This is a genomic window from Pseudomonas sp. UM16, assembly GCF_050312595.1.
Classification (GTDB): Bacteria; Pseudomonadota; Gammaproteobacteria; order Pseudomonadales; family Pseudomonadaceae; genus Aquipseudomonas.
Genome location: NZ_JBNPJT010000008.1, coordinates 114,704 through 131,700 on the forward strand (window position 1 = coordinate 114,704; position 16,997 = coordinate 131,700).

Consider the following 16,997-nt stretch of genomic DNA (forward strand, 5'->3'; position numbering starts at 1 on the left):
CCTCACACTATTGAGTTGAATGAGTTTTATATGAGCAAGCAAGAAATGATTAAAGGCGAAGATCTGGTCAAGGTAGCCGTTGCTGCCCTGGAAGACGTCAAGGCCCATGACATTCTGGTCATCGACGTTCGCGACAAGCAGAGCATCACCGATTTCATGATCATTGCCACCGGCACCTCGAACCGCCAGATCGGCGCGATGCTGGAGAAGGTCCGCGAAATGGTCAAAGCCCAGGGCGTGCGCCCGTTGGGTGAAGAAGGCAAGGGCGACAGCGACTGGGTTCTGCTCGACCTGGACGACGTCATCGTGCACATGATGACCGCCTCGGCCCGCCAGTTCTATGACCTGGAGCGCCTGTGGAAGGGCGCTGAGCAAAGCCGTGCCGCCGATGGCAAGCACCACAGCCCGGAAAATACGCACGAGCATTTTGACAAGCTCAACAAAGACCAGCAGTAAGGGTTCGTCGTGCGTCTGCGTCTGATCGCGGTCGGCTCGCGCATGCCCAAGTGGGTCGAAGACGGTTGGCATGAATATGCCAAGCGCCTGCCCTCGGAGCTGTCGCTGGAGCTGGTGGAAATTCCGCTCAACACCCGGGGCAAGAATGCCGATGTCGCCCGCCTGATTCGTCAGGAGGGTGAGGCCATGCTCGCCAAGGTGCAGCCAGGGGAACGGATTGTCACCCTGGAGGTCCATGGCAAGCCTTGGAGTACCGAGCAACTGGCGGTCGAGCTGGACCGCTGGCGGTTGGACTCGCGTACCGTGAACTTCATGGTCGGCGGCCCGGAAGGGCTGGCGCCGGAAGTCTGCGCGCGTGCTGAGCAGCGCTGGTCGCTGTCGCCGCTGACCCTGCCGCACCCGTTGGTAAGGATACTGATCGGCGAACAGCTGTACCGCGCCTGGACCGTGCTGTCCGGGCACCCTTACCACAAATGAACCTGTAAGCCTTTCAATGACGCAGCCGATTCGCCTCAAGGATCACGAGAAAGACGCCCGTATGGTGCGCAGTCGCGTCGTGGTCGGTGCCGTGGCGATCGTCCTGCTGATCTGCGTGTTGATTGCGCGCCTGTATTACCTGCAGGTGATCCAGTACGACTATCACTCGACCCTGTCGGAAAACAACCGGGTGCATGTGCAACCGATTCCGCCGACCCGCGGGCTGATTTTCGACCGTAACGGGGTGATCATCGCCGACAACCGGCCAAGCTTCAGCCTGAGCATGACCCGCGAGCGTTCTGGCGACTGGCAACAGGTGCTGGACGTGATTGTCGAAGTACTCGAGCTGACCCCGGATGACCGTACGCTCTTCGAAAAGCGTATGCGTCAGGGGCGTCGGCCGTTCGAGCCGGTGCCGATCCTGTTCGAGCTGACGGAAGAGCAGATTGCCCGGATTGCCGTGAACCAGTTTCGTCTGCCCGGCGTTGAAGTGGTGGCCCAGTTGGTGCGCCATTACCCACAGGGTGCGCATTTTGCCCACTCGGTCGGGTATGTCGGGCGGATCAACGAGAAAGAGCTGAAAACCCTCGATCCGGTCAACTACAGCGGTACTCACCATATCGGCAAAACCGGTATCGAGCGCTTCTACGAGCCTGAGCTGCATGGTCAGGTCGGCTACGAAGAGGTCGAGACCAATGCGCGAGGCCGGGTCTTGCGGGTGCTCAAACGCACTGACCCGATCCCCGGCAAGGACATTGTCCTGAGCCTCGACATCAAGTTGCAGGAAGCAGCCGAGGCCGCATTGGCTGGGCGGCGTGGCGCTATCGTTGCGCTGGACCCCAACACTGGCGAAGTGTTGGCGATGGTCAGTCAGCCGAGTTTTGATCCGAACCTGTTCGTCACCGGTATCGGCTTCAAAGCCTATGCCGAGCTGCGCGACTCGATCGACCGGCCGCTGTTCAACCGTGTGCTGCGCGGCTTGTACCCGCCAGGCTCGACGATCAAGCCTGCGGTGGCGATTGCCGGCCTGGACAGTGGTGTGGTGACCGCCTCGAGCCGAGTCTTTGACCCCGGTTATTACCAACTGCCCAATTACGATCACAAGTACCGTAACTGGAACCGCAGCGGTGACGGCTGGGTCGACCTCGACACGGCGATCATGCGTTCCAACGACACCTACTTCTACGACCTGGCGCACAAGATGGGCATCGACCGCCTGTCCACCTACATGAACCGTTTCGGTATCGGCCAGAAGGTCTCGCTGGACATGTTCGAAGAGTCGCCGGGGCTGATGCCTTCACGTGAATGGAAGCGCGCCACTCGCCGTCAAGCCTGGTTCCCGGGCGAAACCCTGATCCTCGGTATCGGCCAGGGCTACATGCAGACCACGCCGTTGCAACTGGCCCAGGCCACCGCACTGATCGCCAGCAAAGGTAAGTGGTACCGCCCGCACCTGGCCAAGACCATCGAAGGTCAGCCACCGGTGGATGAAAACCCGATGGAAGACATCGTCCTGCGTGACAAATCCGACTGGAACAAGGTCACTCACGGTATGGAGCAGGTGATGCACGGTGCCCGCGGTACTGCGCGCAAGGCGGCGATCGGTGCCCAGTACCGGATTGCCGGCAAGAGTGGTACCGCCCAGGTAGTGGCGATCAAGCAGGGTGAGCGCTACGACCGGAACAAACTGCAGGAACGTCACCGTGACCATGCACTGTTCGTTGGCTTCGCGCCGGCCGAAAACCCGAAAATCGTAGTGTCGGTGATGGTCGAGAACGGCGAGTCCGGTTCCGGAGTTGCCGCACCCGTGGTGCGTCAGGTCATGGATGCCTGGTTGCTCGGCCCCGACGGCCGTCTCAAGCCTGAATTCGCCAATCCGTCCATTGTCCAGGAACCGGCCCCGTGATGAGTAATTTCGATCGCATGCTCTCCAGTGAGGATGTGATGCGCCGCCGCGCCAGTTTCCTGCAGCGCATCCATATCGACGGTCCTTTGCTGATCCTGCTGCTGACCCTGGCAGCCGGCAGCCTGTTCGTCCTTTATTCGGCCAGCGGCAAAAACTGGGACTTGCTACTCAAGCAGGCCAGTTCCTTCGGTATTGGCCTGGTGTCGATGTTCGTTATCGCTCAGCTGGAGCCGCGCTTCATGGCACGCTGGGTGCCTTTGGCCTACGTCTGCGGGGTGATCCTGCTGGTGGTGGTGGATGTCATGGGTCACAACGCCATGGGCGCCACACGCTGGATCAACATTCCCGGGGTTATCCGCTTCCAGCCCTCGGAGTTCATGAAGATCATCATGCCGGCGACCATCGCCTGGTACCTGGCCAAACGTTCGCTGCCGCCGCACCTCAAGCATGTAATGATCAGCCTGATCATGATTGGCGTGCCGTTTATCCTTATCGTGCGCCAGCCTGACCTGGGCACGGCACTGCTGATTCTCGCTTCGGGCGCCTTCGTGCTGTTCATGGGGGGGCTGCGCTGGCGCTGGATCCTCAGTGTGCTTGCGGCGGCGGTGCCGGTAGCGGTGGCGATGTGGTTTTTCGTCATGCATGACTACCAGAAGCAACGTGTACTGACCTTCCTCGACCCGGAAAGCGACCCGCTCGGTACCGGCTGGAATATTATCCAGTCCAAGGCGGCCATCGGTTCCGGTGGCGTATTCGGCAAGGGCTGGTTGCTCGGCACGCAGTCGCACTTGGATTTCCTCCCGGAAAGCCACACCGACTTCATCATTGCCGTGCTCGGCGAGGAGTTCGGCCTGGTCGGCATTTGTGCGCTGCTGCTGATCTACCTGTTGTTGATCGGCCGCGGCCTGGTGATTACCGCCCAGGCGCAAACACTCTACGGCAAGCTGCTGGCCGGCAGCTTGACGATGACTTTTTTCGTTTATGTATTCGTCAATATCGGTATGGTCAGCGGCTTGTTGCCTGTAGTGGGCGTGCCGCTGCCCTTCATTAGTTATGGCGGAACTTCGTTGGTGACGCTGCTGTCAGCGTTTGGAGTTTTGATGTCGATCCATACGCATCGCAAATGGATTGCGCAAGTTTGAATAAGGTGAAGAATTACATGCAAGCAATGCGTGGCTGGGCTGCTCGCTGTGCGCCCTGGGTAGGCCTGATTGGCCTGTTCGGTGCTAGCCAGCAAGCGACCGCCGGGGACTATGACGGCTCGCCGCAGGTGGCTCAGTTCGTCGCTGAGATGACCCGCGATTACGGCTTTGCCGATGAGCAGTTGATGGACGTGTTTCGCGACGTCAAGCGCAAGCAGTCGATCCTCGATGCGATTTCTCGTCCGGCCGAGCGGGTAAAACCGTGGAAGGATTATCGCCCGATGTTCCTCACCGATGCCCGGGTAGCCCGTGGTGTGGATTTCTGGCGCCAGCATGAGGCAACCCTGGCCCGCGCCGAGCAGGAATACGGTGTCCCGGCCCAGGTGATCGTTTCGATCATCGGCGTTGAAACCTTTTTCGGTCGCAACACTGGCAACTACCGGGTCATCGATGCGCTTTCGACCTTGGGCTTCGATTATCCGCCACGTGCCGAGTTCTTCCGCAAAGAGCTGCGTGAGTACCTGCTGCTAGCCCGTGAAGAGCAAGTCGACCCGTTGACCCTCAAGGGTTCCTACGCCGGCGCCATGGGCCTGCCACAGTTCATGCCCAGCAGCTTTCGCGCCTACGCCGTGGATTTCGACGGCGACGGTCACATCAATATCTGGAACAACCCGGACGATGCGATTGGTAGCGTCGCCAGCTATTTCAAACGCCATGGTTGGGTTGCCGGGGAGCAAGTGGTCAGTCGTGCCACCGCCACTGGTGATCGCATCGATGAGGGCCTGAGCCCCGGTATTGACGCGGTCAAGACGGTCGGGGAGTTGCGGGCACTGGGCTGGTCAAGTCATGATGCGCTGCGCGATGATCTGCCGGTCACCGCTTTCCGGCTTGAAGGCGACAACGGCCCCGAATATTGGCTGGGCCTGAAGAACTTCTACGCGATCACTCGCTACAACCGCAGCGTGATGTACGCGATGGCGGTACATCAGCTATCGGACCTGCTGGTTCAAGCACGGGGCGCCAAGTAATGCGCGGAATGTTTTCTGCTACATCTGTGAAACTGATCGGTTGTGCGGCCGTGGGCCTGTTGCTGGTCAGCTGTTCTTCGAGCAAGCCGGCGCCGCAAAGCAGCAATAATGTGGTGCGCGCCAAGCCGGGCCTGGACATCAATCGCGCGCACAAAGATGGCGCGCCGTGGTGGGATGTCGATGTCACGAAGATCCCCGACGCCACGCCGACCGTGCATACCGGTAATTACAAAGCCAACCCCTATACCGTGCTGGGCAAGACCTACTTTCCGATCCAGGATTCGCGCAACTACCGCGCCGAAGGCACTGCATCCTGGTATGGCACCAAGTTTCACGGCCAGAACACCGCCAACGGCGAGGTCTATGACCTCTACGGCATGAGCGCGGCGCACAAGACTTTGCCGCTACCGGCCTATGTCAAAGTCACCAACCTCGACAACCATCGCAGTGTGGTTCTGCGGGTCAACGACCGCGGGCCGTTCTACTCCGACCGCATTATCGACCTGTCTTACGCGGCGGCGAAAAAACTCGGTTATGCCGAAACCGGTACCGCGCGGGTGCGTGTTGAAGGCATCGACCCGAAACAATGGTGGGCCCAGCGAGGTCAGCCAGCGCCGATGGTCCTGGACCAGCCGCAGGTCGCCCAGCCTCAGGCGTTGTCTGCCAGCACTGGTACCGTCGAGCAATGGACGCCACCGCCGCAACAACATGCCGCGGCAATGGTACCGGTACAAATCGCCAGTAACGCTGGCCAGACCAGCAATGGTCTTTACTTGCAGGTCGGCGCCTTCGCCAACCCGGATGCCGCCGAACTGCTGCGTTCGAAGTTGAGTGGTATGGTCAGCGCGCCGGTCTTCATCAGTTCGATCGTGCGTAACCAACAAACCCTGCACCGGGTCCGCCTGGGGCCGATCAACAGCCAGGGCGAAGCCCAGCAGATGCAAGACAGTGTGCGTCTGGCCAATCTTGGCCAGCCAAAAGTTGTCACGGCAGACTGACCGGGGGGACTGGTCGGTTTGTCATGTAAGCGGGCGGAACAGCCATGTACAATGGCGGTTTTGCTCGCAAGGCCCAGCGCCTGAAGACGTTTTGCCCATAAGGGCATGAGCCCATTAGCCATTTCGAGAGACGGATGAACATAACCAGCTTTGCCAAACGCCTTTGCCTGCTTGTACCGCTGATGATCACCCCTGCGGCTTTCGCCGCAGAGCAGATGATGCCGTCGCCGCCGCAACTGGCAGCCAAGTCCTACGTGCTCATGGAAGCCTCCAGCGGTAATGTCCTGGTCGAGAACAATGGTGATCAGCGCCTGCCTCCGGCGAGCCTGACCAAGCTGATGACCGCCTACATCGCGACCCTGGATATCCGTCGAGGGCAACTGGGCGAGAACGACATGGTGACCGTCAGCGAAAATGCCTGGCGTACCGGCGGCTCGCGGATGTTCATCAAAGTCGGTACTCAGGTCAGCGTCAGCGACCTGCTGCACGGCATCATCATCCAGTCGGGTAACGACGCCAGCGTCGCCCTCGCCGAACACATGGCCGGCAGCGAAGACGCATTCGCCGATATGATGAACAAGACCGCTGCTGACCTGGGCATGACCAACACCCACTTCATGAACCCGACCGGTTTGCCGAACCCTGAGCATTACTCGTCGGCTCATGACATGGCAGTGTTGGGCCGAGCGATCATCCACGAAGACCCGGCTCACTATGCGATCTACTCGCAGAAGGAGTTCTTCTGGAACAACATCAAGCAGACCAACCGCAACTTGCTGCTGTGGCGCGACAAGACCGTTGATGGCCTGAAAACCGGTCACACCGACGAAGCAGGCTACTGCATGGTGACTTCCGCAGTGCGTGACGGTATGCGTCTGATCGCTGTGGTGTTCGGCACCAACAGTGACCAAGCGCGTGCGGCTGAAACCCAGAAGCTGCTGACCTACGGCTTCCGCTTCTTCGAAACCCAGACCTTCTACCAGAAAGGCACCGAGCTGGCCCAGGCGCCGGTCTGGAAGGGTGCCGAGAGCCAGGTCAAAGCCGGTTTGGCCCAAGACCTGACCATGACTTTGCCTAAAGGCCAATTGAAGAAACTGGCTGCAAGCATGACCATGAACCCACAACTGACCGCACCCATCGCCAAAGGTGACGTGATCGGTAAAGTGGAAGTCAAACTGGATGACAACGTTGTACACAGTGCCGACCTGATCGCGCTGGACGGCGTCGAGGAAGGTGGTTTCTTCCGTCGGGTGTGGGATAGCATTCGGCTATTCTTCTACGGGTTGTTCAACTGATATCGTGACCTGCCACGCCCCCGCCAACACACGCGGGGGCGTTGTTGTTGCCACGGCTTACGAGGCCGTTATTGCCATGACCGAAGCTGATAAGTCGCACAAAATCGAATTCCCTTGCGCGGACTACCCGATCAAGGTAATCGGTGACACCGTGGTCCACTTCAAGGACACGGTGATCGAGATCCTCAAGAAGTACGCTGAGGTCGACCTCGCCACTCTGGCTGAGCGCCAGAGTAAAGAAGGCAAGTACACCACCGTACAGCTGCACATCGTCGCCACTGGCGAAGACCAGCTGCACAACATCAATAGCGCCCTGCGTGCCACTGGCATCGTAAAAATGGTGCTGTGATGCCGGCAAGCCTCGGCTTTCGCGATCTGGGATTACTGCCTTACGAGCCGGTGCTCGAGGCCATGCGCCGGTTTACCGACCAGCGTGGCCCGCAAACCGGCGACGAGGTCTGGTTGGTGGAGCACCCTGCGGTGTTCACCCAGGGCCAGGCCGGCAAGGCCGAGCACCTACTGGTGCCCGGCGATATTCCGGTGGTGCAGACTGATCGGGGCGGCCAGGTGACCTATCACGGTCCCGGGCAATTGGTGGCGTACTTGTTGTTGGATGTTCGCCGGCTGGGATTTGGCGTGCGAGATCTGGTGTCCCGGATCGAGCGTTGCCTGATCGAGTTGCTGGCCAGTTATGACGTCGAGGCAGCGGCTAAGCCGGATGCGCCTGGCGTGTATGTCGACGGGGCGAAAATTGCCTCCCTCGGCCTGCGGATTCGCAATGGCTGTTCGTTCCATGGCCTTGCCTTGAACGTGGACATGGACCTTGCGCCATTCCGCCGGATTAACCCCTGCGGGTATGCGGGGCTGGCCATGACCCAGCTGCGCGACCAGGCAGGCTCGATCGAACTCTCTGAGGTAAGGGCAAGGCTGCGCGGGCAGCTGGTCAAGCACCTCGACTATGCTGAGCAGACGACCCTTACGGGCGGAATATTCTGAATATGACTACTGTTGTGCAAGAACCAGTGCAAAGTGTGACACCAGCACCTCGGCCCAAGGTCGAGGCGGGTGTCAAACTGCGTGGCGCGGAAAAAGTCGCGCGTATCCCGGTAAAGATCATCCCCACCGACGAGCTGCCGAAAAAACCCGACTGGATCCGCGTGCGTATCCCGGTTTCGCCGGAAGTCGACCGTATCAAGCAACTGCTGCGCAAGCATAAGCTGCACAGTGTCTGCGAAGAGGCGTCTTGCCCGAACCTGGGCGAGTGCTTCTCCGGCGGTACCGCGACCTTCATGATCATGGGTGACATCTGCACCCGTCGTTGCCCGTTCTGCGACGTGGGGCACGGTCGTCCGAAGCCTCTGGACGTCGACGAGCCGAAGAACCTCGCAGTGGCCATTGCCGACCTGCGCCTGAAGTACGTAGTCATCACCTCGGTGGACCGCGACGACCTGCGTGACGGTGGTGCCCAGCACTTTGCCGACTGTATCCGTGAAATCCGCGCATTGTCGCCGGGCGTTCAGCTGGAAACCCTGGTGCCGGACTACCGTGGACGGATGGATGTGGCCTTGGCCATTACCGCCGAGACCCCGCCGGATGTGTTCAACCACAACCTGGAAACCGTTCCGCGTCTGTACAAGGCCGCACGTCCGGGATCTGACTATCAGTGGTCGCTGACCCTGCTGCAGAAATTCAAGGAACTGGTGCCGCACGTACCGACCAAGTCCGGCTTGATGCTGGGCCTGGGCGAGACTGACGAAGAAGTTATCGAAGTGATGCAGCGCATGCGCGAGCACAACATCGACATGCTGACGCTGGGCCAGTATCTGCAGCCATCGCGCAGCCACTTGCCGGTGCAGCGCTTCGTGCATCCGGATGTTTTCGCCTGGTTCGCTGAAGAAGGCCTGAAAATGGGCTTCAAGAACGTCGCTTCCGGTCCTCTGGTACGTTCTTCGTACCATGCTGACCAGCAGGCGCACGAGGCCAAGATCAAGCTCTGATCCTGGCTTTGTACAATGCCGATGTCCGCTTGCCAGCGGCATCGGCATTTTTTGTTTCTGGCAGTTGTTCCGCGCGCCATTTGAGCGTCAACAGTCGTAGCGTTGATGCTCAAGTCCATACAAGGAGTCGTCTGGATGAACCTTCCCTGCGATCATCAGCCCAGGCTGCACGCAGAAAGCTTGATACTGCCCAAGGCGCTGCCTGACAACGGCCGTATCGCCATCATCGCCCCAGCAGGGCCCGCTTCGCTTGATACGCTCACGGCCATTAAGTGGTTTGAAGCACGTGGCTATCAGTGCCGAATCTATCCTGGGGTCACTGAAGCTGAGGGCTACCTGGCCGGCAGCGATGCGCGGCGCTTGGCGGACCTGCATGCGGCGTTCGCAGCAAGCGATGTCGACGCTATCATCTGTCTGCGCGGTGGCTACGGCAGCATGCGTCTACTTGAGGGGCTCGACTACGCCCTGTTGCGTAGCAATCCCAAACCGTTGGTGGGCTACAGCGATATTACGGCGCTGCACAATGCGATTGCCCGGCATGCTGGTTTCGTGACCTTCCATGGGGCGATGCTCAAGTCAGAGTTGCTGGCCAACAAGCAGGAACTGAGCATTTCCTCGCTCTTCGAGCTGCTCAGTGGGCGCTTGAGCTGTGGTGACAGGCTCCAGCACCCAGACCGATACCCGCTCAGCACAATTGTCTCTGGCACGGCGTCAGGACGGTTAATGGGAGGCAATCTGGCGATGCTCTGTGCAACGTTGGGCACGGCAGCAGAGCTCAACTGCCGCGATGGCATTCTGTTTATCGAGGATGTTAACGAGCCGCTGTATCGCATCGATCGGTTGTTGACTCAGCTACGTCTGGCCGGCAAGTTCGACGGGCTGCGGGGGGTACTGGCAGGGGACTTTGCCGGATTGACGGTAGAGGCGCTGACGCCGCTGTTGCGGGCAACATTTGAACCCATGCAGATACCGGTGCTGGCCGGTTGGCGCAGCGGCCATTGCGATCCCAATCTCACTTTGCCGTTGGGGGCGCAGGTTTATCTGGATGCTGATCAACGTTGCCTGCAGTTGCAGCAGGATCTCTTCGCGCAATAAAAAACGCCCCGAAACCGGGGCGTTTTTTATCGCTGACGCAAGCTGTCCAGCAGCTTATGGGTTGGATAGCCATCGGCTGGCCAGCCCAGTGCCTGCTGTGCAGTACGAATGGCCTTACGGGTGTTGGCACCGATGATGCCGTCGGCGGTGCCGGCGTCGTAGTTCTTGGCGCTGAGCAGCGTTTGCAATTCGACGCGCTCGCTACGGCTCAGTGGCAGATCGTCTTTTGGCCAGCCACCGGCAATGTAGCCTGAGCCATCGAACCGCTGACCGAGCAGGCCGACGGCCAGGGCATACGACGACGAGTTGTTGTAGCGCAGGATCGCACGGAAGTTATCCAGTACCAGGAACGCCGGGCCGCGATAACCGGCAGGCAGCAACAGGGCGGCGGATAGTTGTTCACTGCCGGCAGGCAGGCGTACGCCGGTTGGTAGCTTCAAGCCCAGTTGCATCCATTCGGCGACAGTTTTGCGCTGGGCGCCATCGGCGATCCAGTAGTCGAAGCCGCTAGGTAACTGAACTTCGAAGCCCCAGGGTTGACCGCGTTTCCAGCCCGAGCTTTGTAGGTAATGGGCGGTAGAGGCCAAGGCATCGGCAGAGCTGTTCCAGATATCCCGGCGGCCGTCGCCGTCGAAGTCCACCGCGTGGGTGTTGTAGGTGGTCGGGATGAACTGGGTCTGGCCCATGGCACCGGCCCAAGAGCCTCGCATGGCGTCCGGCTGGATGTCGCCGTTCTGCAGAATCTGCAGGGCCGCTATCAGTTGGTCTTGGGCGAACTGTGGGCGCCGGCCTTCATAGGCCAGGGTTGCGAGCGAGCGGATCACCGATTTGCTGCCCTGAAACTGGCCAAAGTTGCTTTCCATGCCCCACACCGAGACCAGCACATTGCGGTCGACGCCGTAACGTTGTTCGATCTGACCCAACAACTCGGCGTGTTTTTCCAGCAGGGCTTTGCCGTTGCGTACGCGCAGCGGCGACAGCGCGCCGTCGAGGTACTCCCAGACTGGTCGGGTGAACTCTGGCTGGCTACGGTCGGCCTTGATCACGTCCATGTCGGGCGTGACACCGAGGAAGGCGCGGTCAAACAGGTTGGCATTGATGCCGGCTTGCAAGGCTTGTTGACGGAAGCCCGCTTGCCACTGCGCAAAGCTCTGTAGCGGTTGAATTTCAGTGCTTGTGTCGACAGCCGGGTTTGGCACGGTCACAACCGGAGCGGGCTGGGCAGGTGCCAGCGGCAACGCATCGGCGGCGGTGGGTTTTTCCGCGCAGGCGACAAGCAAGATGAGGCTGGAGGCAGCGATCAGCTGGCGAGGTTGCCAGCGACGGGAAAGACAAAAGGGCATGCACAGGTCCAGGTATTTCAAGTCAGGTGCCGACCATACCATGCCTGTCGAATTCTTGCTTTTATGCGGCCAAAAAGTAAGAAGCCTCCCAATCTCTCGATTGGAAGGCTTCGCGGCGGTAGCTGCCTTTGCCTTTGCCTGCTCGTTCCTGGCGGCTGCGGAACAGGGGTTGGGCGATGATTGATTTGGCCTTGTTGGGCCCGGGCTTTGAGGGCTTTTTGCTCATGACGGTGAATCCTGCTTGATGGGTGTCGGGCGCAATATAGGCGCGAACCTATCGCAGGGCAAGCATCACTGCGCCGGTAGAGGCAAGCGTTGCCCGGCCATCAATAATGACAAGCGTGCCAGGCTGGTCCAGGGTGAGCCTTGGGCCTGGCCCTTGATTTGCGCATCGATACGCTGGGCATCTTGTAACAACTGGCTCCAGCGCTGTGCTGAATGGCGCTGCAGGGCTTTGCTCATCAACGGCTTGCGCTTGTCCCAGACCGGTGGGCGAGCCTGACTGAACGCTTTGTCCAATGGCACGCCCTGGCTGTACTGCTGAGAAAGGCTCGCCAGCAAGCGCAATTCCCGAGCCAGGGCCCAGAGAATCACCGGCGGCTCGACGCCTTCGCCACGCAGGCCTTCGAGCATGCGCAGGGCATGTGCAGCCTCCCCATTGAGAATCGCATCGACCAAGCCGAAGACATCGAATCGCGCACTGTCAGCGACAGCGGCTTGCACCGTCTCCAGGGTAATTTGATTGCCCTCTGCCAGCAGCTTGAGTTTCTCGATTTCCTGGGCGGCAGCCAGCAAGTTGCCTTCGACGCGCGCGGCAATCAGGTCTACGGCGTCACGCTGGGCAGATAGCCCGGCCTGGGCCAGGCGCTGATTGATCCACTGTGGCAGTTGCTGAGTGTCGACCGGCCAGATCTGGATGAACTGGACCTGTTGCCCTTCAATCAGTGCTTTGCCCCATTTGGTCTTCTGCGCACTGCCGTCAAGCTTGGGCAGGCTGATCAGCAACAGGGTGTCTTCGGCAGGGCGCGAGCAGTATTCGATGAGCGCCGCAGCGCCTTTATCACCGGGCTTGCCGGAAGGCAGGCGCAGTTCCAGCAAGCGCCGCTGGGCGAACAGTGACAGGCTGGCACCGGCCTGGAGCAGGGTGCCCCAATCGAAGTTGGCGTCGGCACTGAACACCTGGCGCTCATCAAAACCTTGCTGGCGCGCAGCAGCACGCACCGCATCGGCGGCTTCCTGGCACAGCAACGGGTCGTCGCCACTGATGACATAGACCGGGGCGAGGCTACCTTGCAGGTGTTTGTTGAGCTGGGCGGGGGCGAGTTTCATGATCGCAGGCGGGGCACCGAAGTGCCCCGTTCACACTCAGTTGTTCGGCAGTTGCAGTGGCGACTGCTGAGGCGTCTCGTCCTGGGCGCGGCGGGCCGCTTCCAGAGCGTCGGCTTCGGCCTTGGCGCGAGCATCTGCTTCCACTTGCAGCTGGTCGAGCTGGCTAGGGGTCAGCAGTTGCAGGCGGACCAGCATGTTCTGCACCAGCTCGCGACGCATTTCTTCGCGAGTCTGGGTGGAGTCCTGGTCGGCGCCGGTGATGTTGTTGCCGTCATACACGTAGACTTTGCGTACTTCGAGCTTGTCGTTAAGCAGGTTGGTGTCGTTCAGACCATTGATGCTGTAGCTCAGCACAGTGGTCAGCTCATACTCGGCGCTGCCCGAGCCGCCAGCATAGGTGGCCGCACGCTGGGATTCTGCTTCGTTGGTCAGCACCAGGCGGTAGGGCGCGCCCGTGTGAACATTGACACCGCTGGTTTGCAGGGCTCGGCGCAGCTGGGTCACGGTTTCGCCGTAGGCGTTGCGTGCGCTGACGTCCAGCTCCTTGATGGCCATTTCAGTGGTGCCGGTACCACGCAGCTGGAAACCGCAGGCGCTGAGCATTACGGCCAGGCCCATTACCAGCAGATTGCGTTTGATCATCTTGTTGCTCCCTTGTGGGCCGATTCTGTGTACCGGCCCGCCATTCATGCGGGCCGGTATTCCTGTCAGTTGGCGACGATGTTGACCAGCTTGCCCGGTACCACGATGACCTTGCGGATGCTCAGGCCTTCGGTGAAGCGCAGCACGTTTTCGTTACTGCGGGCGGCGGCCTCGACTTCTTCGCGGCTGGCGCCAGCGGGCATTTCGATCTGCCCGCGCAGCTTGCCATTGACCTGGATGACCAGAACGATGCTGTCCTGAACCAGGGCGCTTTCGTCCAGTGCAGGCCAGCCGGCATCGATCACGGCATCCTGGTGACCCAGGCGCTGCCACAGCTCATGGCTGATGTGCGGGGTGATCGGCGCCAGCAGCAAGGCGACGGTTTCCAGCCCTTCGTGCAGCAGGGCGCGGTCCTGTTCGCTGGTTTGTGGGGCCTTTTCCAGCACGTTCATCAGGGTCATCACCTGGGCGATGGCGGTGTTGAACTTGTGGTGCTGGCCGACATCGGTGCTGGCCTGTTTGATCGCCGCGTGAATGGCGCGACGGATCACTTTCTGGGCGTCGTCCAGGGCGGCAATGTCCAGTTTGCCCGGCAGACCCTGAGTCACATGGGCCTGGGCCAGGCGCCAGACGCGACGCAGGAAGCGGTTGGCGCCTTCAACACCGGAGTCGGACCATTCCAGGCTCATGTCGGGCGGCGAGGCGAACATCATGAACAGGCGGCAGGTGTCGGCACCGTAGGCATCAATCATTGCCTGTGGGTCAACGCCGTTGTTCTTGGACTTGGACATCTTCTCGGTGCCGCCGATCTCGACCGGCAGGCCGTCGGTTTTCAGGCGGGCGCCGATGATCTTGGCCTTGGCGTCGCGTTCGACTTCTACGTCGGCTGGGTTGAACCAGTCCTTGCCGCCGTTGCTGGCAACGCGGTAGTAGGTGTCGGCAACGACCATGCCCTGGGTCAGCAGGTTCTTGAACGGCTCGTTGGAGGTGACCAGACCTTCGTCACGCATCAGCTTGTGGAAGAAGCGTGCGTAGAGCAAGTGCAGGATGGCGTGTTCGATGCCACCGATGTACTGATCTACCGGCAGCCAGTGGTTGGCAGCCTTCGGATCGACCATGCCACCCTCGTAGTTCGGCGAGGCGTAGCGGGCGAAATACCAGGACGACTCAACGAAGGTGTCCATGGTGTCGGTTTCGCGCTTGGCCGCTGTGCCGCATTTCGGGCAGGTGCATTCGTAGAACTCAGGCATGCGCGCCAGTGGCGAACCGGCGCCATCGGGTACCACGTCTTCTGGCAGGGTGACAGGCAGCTGGTCTTCTGGGACTGGCACATCGCCACAGGATGGGCAGTGGATGATCGGGATCGGGCAGCCCCAGTAACGCTGACGGCTGATACCCCAGTCGCGCAGACGGAACTGAGTGCGCGACTTGCCGAGGTCTTTCTTGATCAGGGCCACTTCGAGGGCATCGAAAGCACCTGGGAAATCCAGGCCGTCGAACTCACCGGAGTTGATCAGCACGCCGTGTTCGCCGCAAGCAGCATCCCATTCGGCAGCCACTTGGTCGCCAAGGCTGGTGCGAATCACGGCCTTGAACGGCAGGTTGTACTTTTTTGCGAACTCGAAATCGCGCTCGTCGTGGGCCGGCACGGCCATTACTGCGCCATCGCCGTAGTGCATCAGCACATAGTTGGCGACCCATACCGGCAGTTTTTCGCCGGTCAGCGGGTGTTCGACGAACAGCGAAGTGGCCAGGCCTTTCTTCTCTTGGGTGGCGACGTCGGCTTCGGCGACGCTGCCGCTCTTGCATTCATCGATGAACGCTTGCAGCTCGGGGTTACCCTGAGCGGCTTGAGTGGCCAGCGGATGCTCGGCGGCAACGGCCACATAGGTGGCGCCCATCAGGGTGTCCGGACGGGTGGTGAAGACTTTCAGTGCCCCGGCGTGACCAATGCTGGTCTGGTCGTAGGGGAACTGCACTTCCATGCCGCGGGACTTGCCGATCCAGTTGCGCTGCATGGTCTTGACCTGTTCTGGCCAGCCCTGCAGCTCGTCGAGGCTTTCCAGCAGCTCGTCGGCATAGTCGGTGATCTTGAAGTAGTACATCGGGATTTCGCGCTTCTCGATCAGCGCGCCCGAACGCCAGCCACGGCCGTCAATGACCTGCTCGTTGGCCAGTACGGTCTGGTCGGCCGGGTCCCAGTTCACGGTACCGTTTTTACGGTAGATCACACCTTTTTCGAACAGGCGGGTGAACAGCCATTGTTCCCAACGGTAGTAGTCCGGCTTGCAGGTGGTGACTTCACGCGACCAGTCGAAGGCCAGACCCAGGCTCTTGAGCTGGGTCTTCATGTAGTCGATGTTTTCGTAGGTCCACTTGGCCGGCGCGACGTTGTTTTTCATCGCGGCGTTTTCTGCCGGCATGCCGAAGGCATCCCACCCCATTGGCTGCAGGACATTCTTGCCCTGCATGCGCTGGTAGCGTGCGATCACGTCACCAATGGTGTAGTTGCGCACGTGGCCCATGTGTAGCTTGCCGCTCGGGTACGGGAACATCGATAGGCAGTAGAAAGATTCTTTGCCTGGCTGTTCACTGACTTCAAAAGACTTTTGCTCGTCCCAGTAGGTCTGGGCGGCGGCTTCGATTTCGCGGGGCTGATAGAGTTCGTGCATGGCTACTTTGCGCTGAGAAATGGGAGACCTTATCCAGGCAGCGCAAAAACGCTGCATCGGCAATCCGGTGTCAAAATGGTGAACGGCCTAGCATACATGACCCCTGTCCATCGAGGGAAACCCTGATTGCACTGCCAGAGCCACTGCGGGCCGTTGGTCGCAGCGTCCGGCTGCTTTTACGAGTGACGCTAAGCTCACTGTTGGGGGGAGATATTTTATCTTCAATGAGGTGAACGGATGGGAGAGTCGCAGTTTCAAGTAACAAAACCGGAGCTTTACGAACGGTTGATCGATCGTCTGGGGCTCGCCCTGGATGTTGCCAGAACCTCCGTTCGGTTACGCGATGAAATGCCTGCTGAATTGGAACTGCGTGGCCTGAGCCGCGCTGAATTCGATGTAATCAAGGCCTATCTGGACTCTCTTCCAGAGGGCAGGCATGGATGCGCTGGCGCACAGCTATCAGCGGAGCCGCCCTCTTCGGCCAGAGTCGTCTGGCTCAAGGACAAGACGCGCTCCACCTCCACGGCAAAATCCAGGACGCTGCAATTCAAATAGCCGTTCGGATCCCCAGGCGCAATGCGGAGTGCGCACCCCTTTGCAAAAAATAAGATGATCGG

16 protein-coding genes and 1 pseudogene are annotated in these 16,997 nt (G+C 60.2%); 12 read left to right on the forward strand and 5 right to left on the reverse strand.

All coding sequences use genetic code 11. From position 1 onward, the window contains the following. Window positions 1-48: 48 nt before the first annotated feature. From rsfS to ACQRAX_RS11505, 11 genes and pseudogenes are all read left to right on the forward strand, one after another. Window positions 49-456: pseudogene (gene rsfS, locus ACQRAX_RS11455) on the forward strand (ribosome silencing factor); the annotation flags it as partial. Between the two features lie 9 nt (window positions 457-465). After that, complete coding sequence (rlmH, locus tag ACQRAX_RS11460; RefSeq protein ID WP_010222895.1) at window positions 466-933, forward strand: 23S rRNA (pseudouridine(1915)-N(3))-methyltransferase RlmH; 468 nt, start codon at window positions 466-468, stop codon at window positions 931-933. Window positions 934-949: 16 nt separating this feature from the next. Next, window positions 950-2,839 carry a penicillin-binding protein 2 gene (gene mrdA / locus ACQRAX_RS11465; RefSeq protein WP_412040218.1) on the forward strand — a complete coding sequence of 630 codons (1,890 nt, stop codon included), beginning with the start codon at window positions 950-952 and terminating at the stop codon, window positions 2,837-2,839. Between the two features lie 38 nt (window positions 2,840-2,877). Continuing rightward, window positions 2,878-3,981, forward strand: a complete 1,104-nt coding sequence (gene rodA / locus ACQRAX_RS11470; protein WP_051939583.1) for a rod shape-determining protein RodA — start codon at window positions 2,878-2,880, stop codon at window positions 3,979-3,981. A 17-nt stretch (window positions 3,982-3,998) separates the two neighbouring features. After that, on the forward strand, window positions 3,999-5,009 hold the full coding sequence (gene mltB / locus ACQRAX_RS11475; protein ID WP_412040219.1) for a lytic murein transglycosylase B: 1,011 nt from the start codon (window positions 3,999-4,001) through the stop codon (window positions 5,007-5,009). Beyond that, window positions 5,009-6,007: a septal ring lytic transglycosylase RlpA family protein gene (locus tag ACQRAX_RS11480; RefSeq protein ID WP_412040220.1), complete on the forward strand. Its 999-nt coding sequence runs from the start codon at window positions 5,009-5,011 to the stop codon at window positions 6,005-6,007. Before mltB ends, ACQRAX_RS11480 begins: the two co-directional genes overlap by 1 nt. A gap of 134 nt (window positions 6,008-6,141) precedes the next feature. Then, window positions 6,142-7,302 (forward strand): D-alanyl-D-alanine carboxypeptidase family protein, encoded by a 1,161-nt coding sequence (locus ACQRAX_RS11485; RefSeq protein ID WP_412040221.1) that lies wholly within the window; start codon window positions 6,142-6,144, stop codon window positions 7,300-7,302. Between the two features lie 76 nt (window positions 7,303-7,378). Continuing rightward, window positions 7,379-7,651, forward strand: coding sequence for a DUF493 domain-containing protein (locus ACQRAX_RS11490; protein WP_412040222.1), 273 nt, complete (start codon window positions 7,379-7,381; stop codon window positions 7,649-7,651). Further along, window positions 7,651-8,298: a lipoyl(octanoyl) transferase LipB gene (gene lipB / locus ACQRAX_RS11495; RefSeq protein WP_412040223.1), complete on the forward strand. Its 648-nt coding sequence runs from the start codon at window positions 7,651-7,653 to the stop codon at window positions 8,296-8,298. The genes ACQRAX_RS11490 and lipB overlap by 1 nt, the downstream gene beginning before the upstream one ends. A gap of 2 nt (window positions 8,299-8,300) precedes the next feature. Continuing rightward, window positions 8,301-9,299 carry a lipoyl synthase gene (gene lipA / locus ACQRAX_RS11500; protein WP_412040224.1) on the forward strand — a complete coding sequence of 333 codons (999 nt, stop codon included), beginning with the start codon at window positions 8,301-8,303 and terminating at the stop codon, window positions 9,297-9,299. Between the two features lie 135 nt (window positions 9,300-9,434). Further along, complete coding sequence (locus ACQRAX_RS11505; protein ID WP_412040225.1) at window positions 9,435-10,394, forward strand: S66 peptidase family protein; 960 nt, start codon at window positions 9,435-9,437, stop codon at window positions 10,392-10,394. A 26-nt stretch (window positions 10,395-10,420) separates the two neighbouring features. Here ACQRAX_RS11505 and ACQRAX_RS11510 read toward each other — a convergent pair whose 3' ends face one another. From ACQRAX_RS11510 to leuS, 5 genes are all read right to left on the reverse strand, one after another. After that, window positions 10,421-11,737: a lytic murein transglycosylase gene (locus ACQRAX_RS11510; RefSeq protein ID WP_412040226.1), complete on the reverse strand. Its 1,317-nt coding sequence runs from the start codon at window positions 11,735-11,737 to the stop codon at window positions 10,421-10,423. Window positions 11,738-11,798: 61 nt separating this feature from the next. Continuing rightward, entirely contained in the window at window positions 11,799-11,963 is a 165-nt protein-coding gene (arfA, locus tag ACQRAX_RS11515) for an alternative ribosome rescue factor ArfA (protein ID WP_412040227.1), read from the reverse strand. Window positions 11,964-12,028: 65 nt separating this feature from the next. Further along, window positions 12,029-13,066 carry a DNA polymerase III subunit delta gene (gene holA / locus ACQRAX_RS11520; RefSeq protein ID WP_412040228.1) on the reverse strand — a complete coding sequence of 346 codons (1,038 nt, stop codon included), beginning with the start codon at window positions 13,064-13,066 and terminating at the stop codon, window positions 12,029-12,031. Window positions 13,067-13,102: 36 nt separating this feature from the next. Then, the gene (lptE, locus tag ACQRAX_RS11525; RefSeq protein ID WP_412040229.1) at window positions 13,103-13,708 is read right to left on the reverse strand and encodes an LPS assembly lipoprotein LptE; all 606 of its coding nucleotides are present in this window, start codon (window positions 13,706-13,708) and stop codon (window positions 13,103-13,105) included. Window positions 13,709-13,773: 65 nt separating this feature from the next. Further along, complete coding sequence (gene leuS, locus ACQRAX_RS11530) at window positions 13,774-16,380, reverse strand: leucine--tRNA ligase (protein WP_412040230.1); 2,607 nt, start codon at window positions 16,378-16,380, stop codon at window positions 13,774-13,776. 237 nt (window positions 16,381-16,617) lie between these two features. On the opposite strand from leuS, the gene ACQRAX_RS11535 reads away from it, so the two are divergent. Further along, on the forward strand, window positions 16,618-16,935 hold the full coding sequence (locus ACQRAX_RS11535; RefSeq protein WP_412040231.1) for a hypothetical protein: 318 nt from the start codon (window positions 16,618-16,620) through the stop codon (window positions 16,933-16,935). Window positions 16,936-16,997: the final 62 nt, after the last annotated feature.

Coding starts and splice junctions, on each gene's coding strand:
- lptE (WP_412040229.1), bottom strand. CDS start 13,708: ATGATCAAACGCAATCTGCTGGTAATGGGCCTGGCCGTAATGCTCAGC.
- holA (WP_412040228.1), bottom strand. CDS start 13,066: ATGAAACTCGCCCCCGCCCAGCTCAACAAACACCTGCAAGGTAGCCTC.
- ACQRAX_RS11480 (WP_412040220.1), top strand. CDS start 5,009: ATGCGCGGAATGTTTTCTGCTACATCTGTGAAACTGATCGGTTGTGCG.
- ACQRAX_RS11510 (WP_412040226.1), bottom strand. CDS start 11,737: ATGCCCTTTTGTCTTTCCCGTCGCTGGCAACCTCGCCAGCTGATCGCT.
- ACQRAX_RS11485 (WP_412040221.1), top strand. CDS start 6,142: ATGAACATAACCAGCTTTGCCAAACGCCTTTGCCTGCTTGTACCGCTG.
- mltB (WP_412040219.1), top strand. CDS start 3,999: ATGCAAGCAATGCGTGGCTGGGCTGCTCGCTGTGCGCCCTGGGTAGGC.
- mrdA (WP_412040218.1), top strand. CDS start 950: ATGACGCAGCCGATTCGCCTCAAGGATCACGAGAAAGACGCCCGTATG.
- lipB (WP_412040223.1), top strand. CDS start 7,651: ATGCCGGCAAGCCTCGGCTTTCGCGATCTGGGATTACTGCCTTACGAG.
- rodA (WP_051939583.1), top strand. CDS start 2,878: ATGCGCCGCCGCGCCAGTTTCCTGCAGCGCATCCATATCGACGGTCCT.
- ACQRAX_RS11490 (WP_412040222.1), top strand. CDS start 7,379: ATGACCGAAGCTGATAAGTCGCACAAAATCGAATTCCCTTGCGCGGAC.
- ACQRAX_RS11535 (WP_412040231.1), top strand. CDS start 16,618: ATGGGAGAGTCGCAGTTTCAAGTAACAAAACCGGAGCTTTACGAACGG.
- lipA (WP_412040224.1), top strand. CDS start 8,301: ATGACTACTGTTGTGCAAGAACCAGTGCAAAGTGTGACACCAGCACCT.
- arfA (WP_412040227.1), bottom strand. CDS start 11,963: ATGAGCAAAAAGCCCTCAAAGCCCGGGCCCAACAAGGCCAAATCAATC.
- leuS (WP_412040230.1), bottom strand. CDS start 16,380: ATGCACGAACTCTATCAGCCCCGCGAAATCGAAGCCGCCGCCCAGACC.
- ACQRAX_RS11505 (WP_412040225.1), top strand. CDS start 9,435: ATGAACCTTCCCTGCGATCATCAGCCCAGGCTGCACGCAGAAAGCTTG.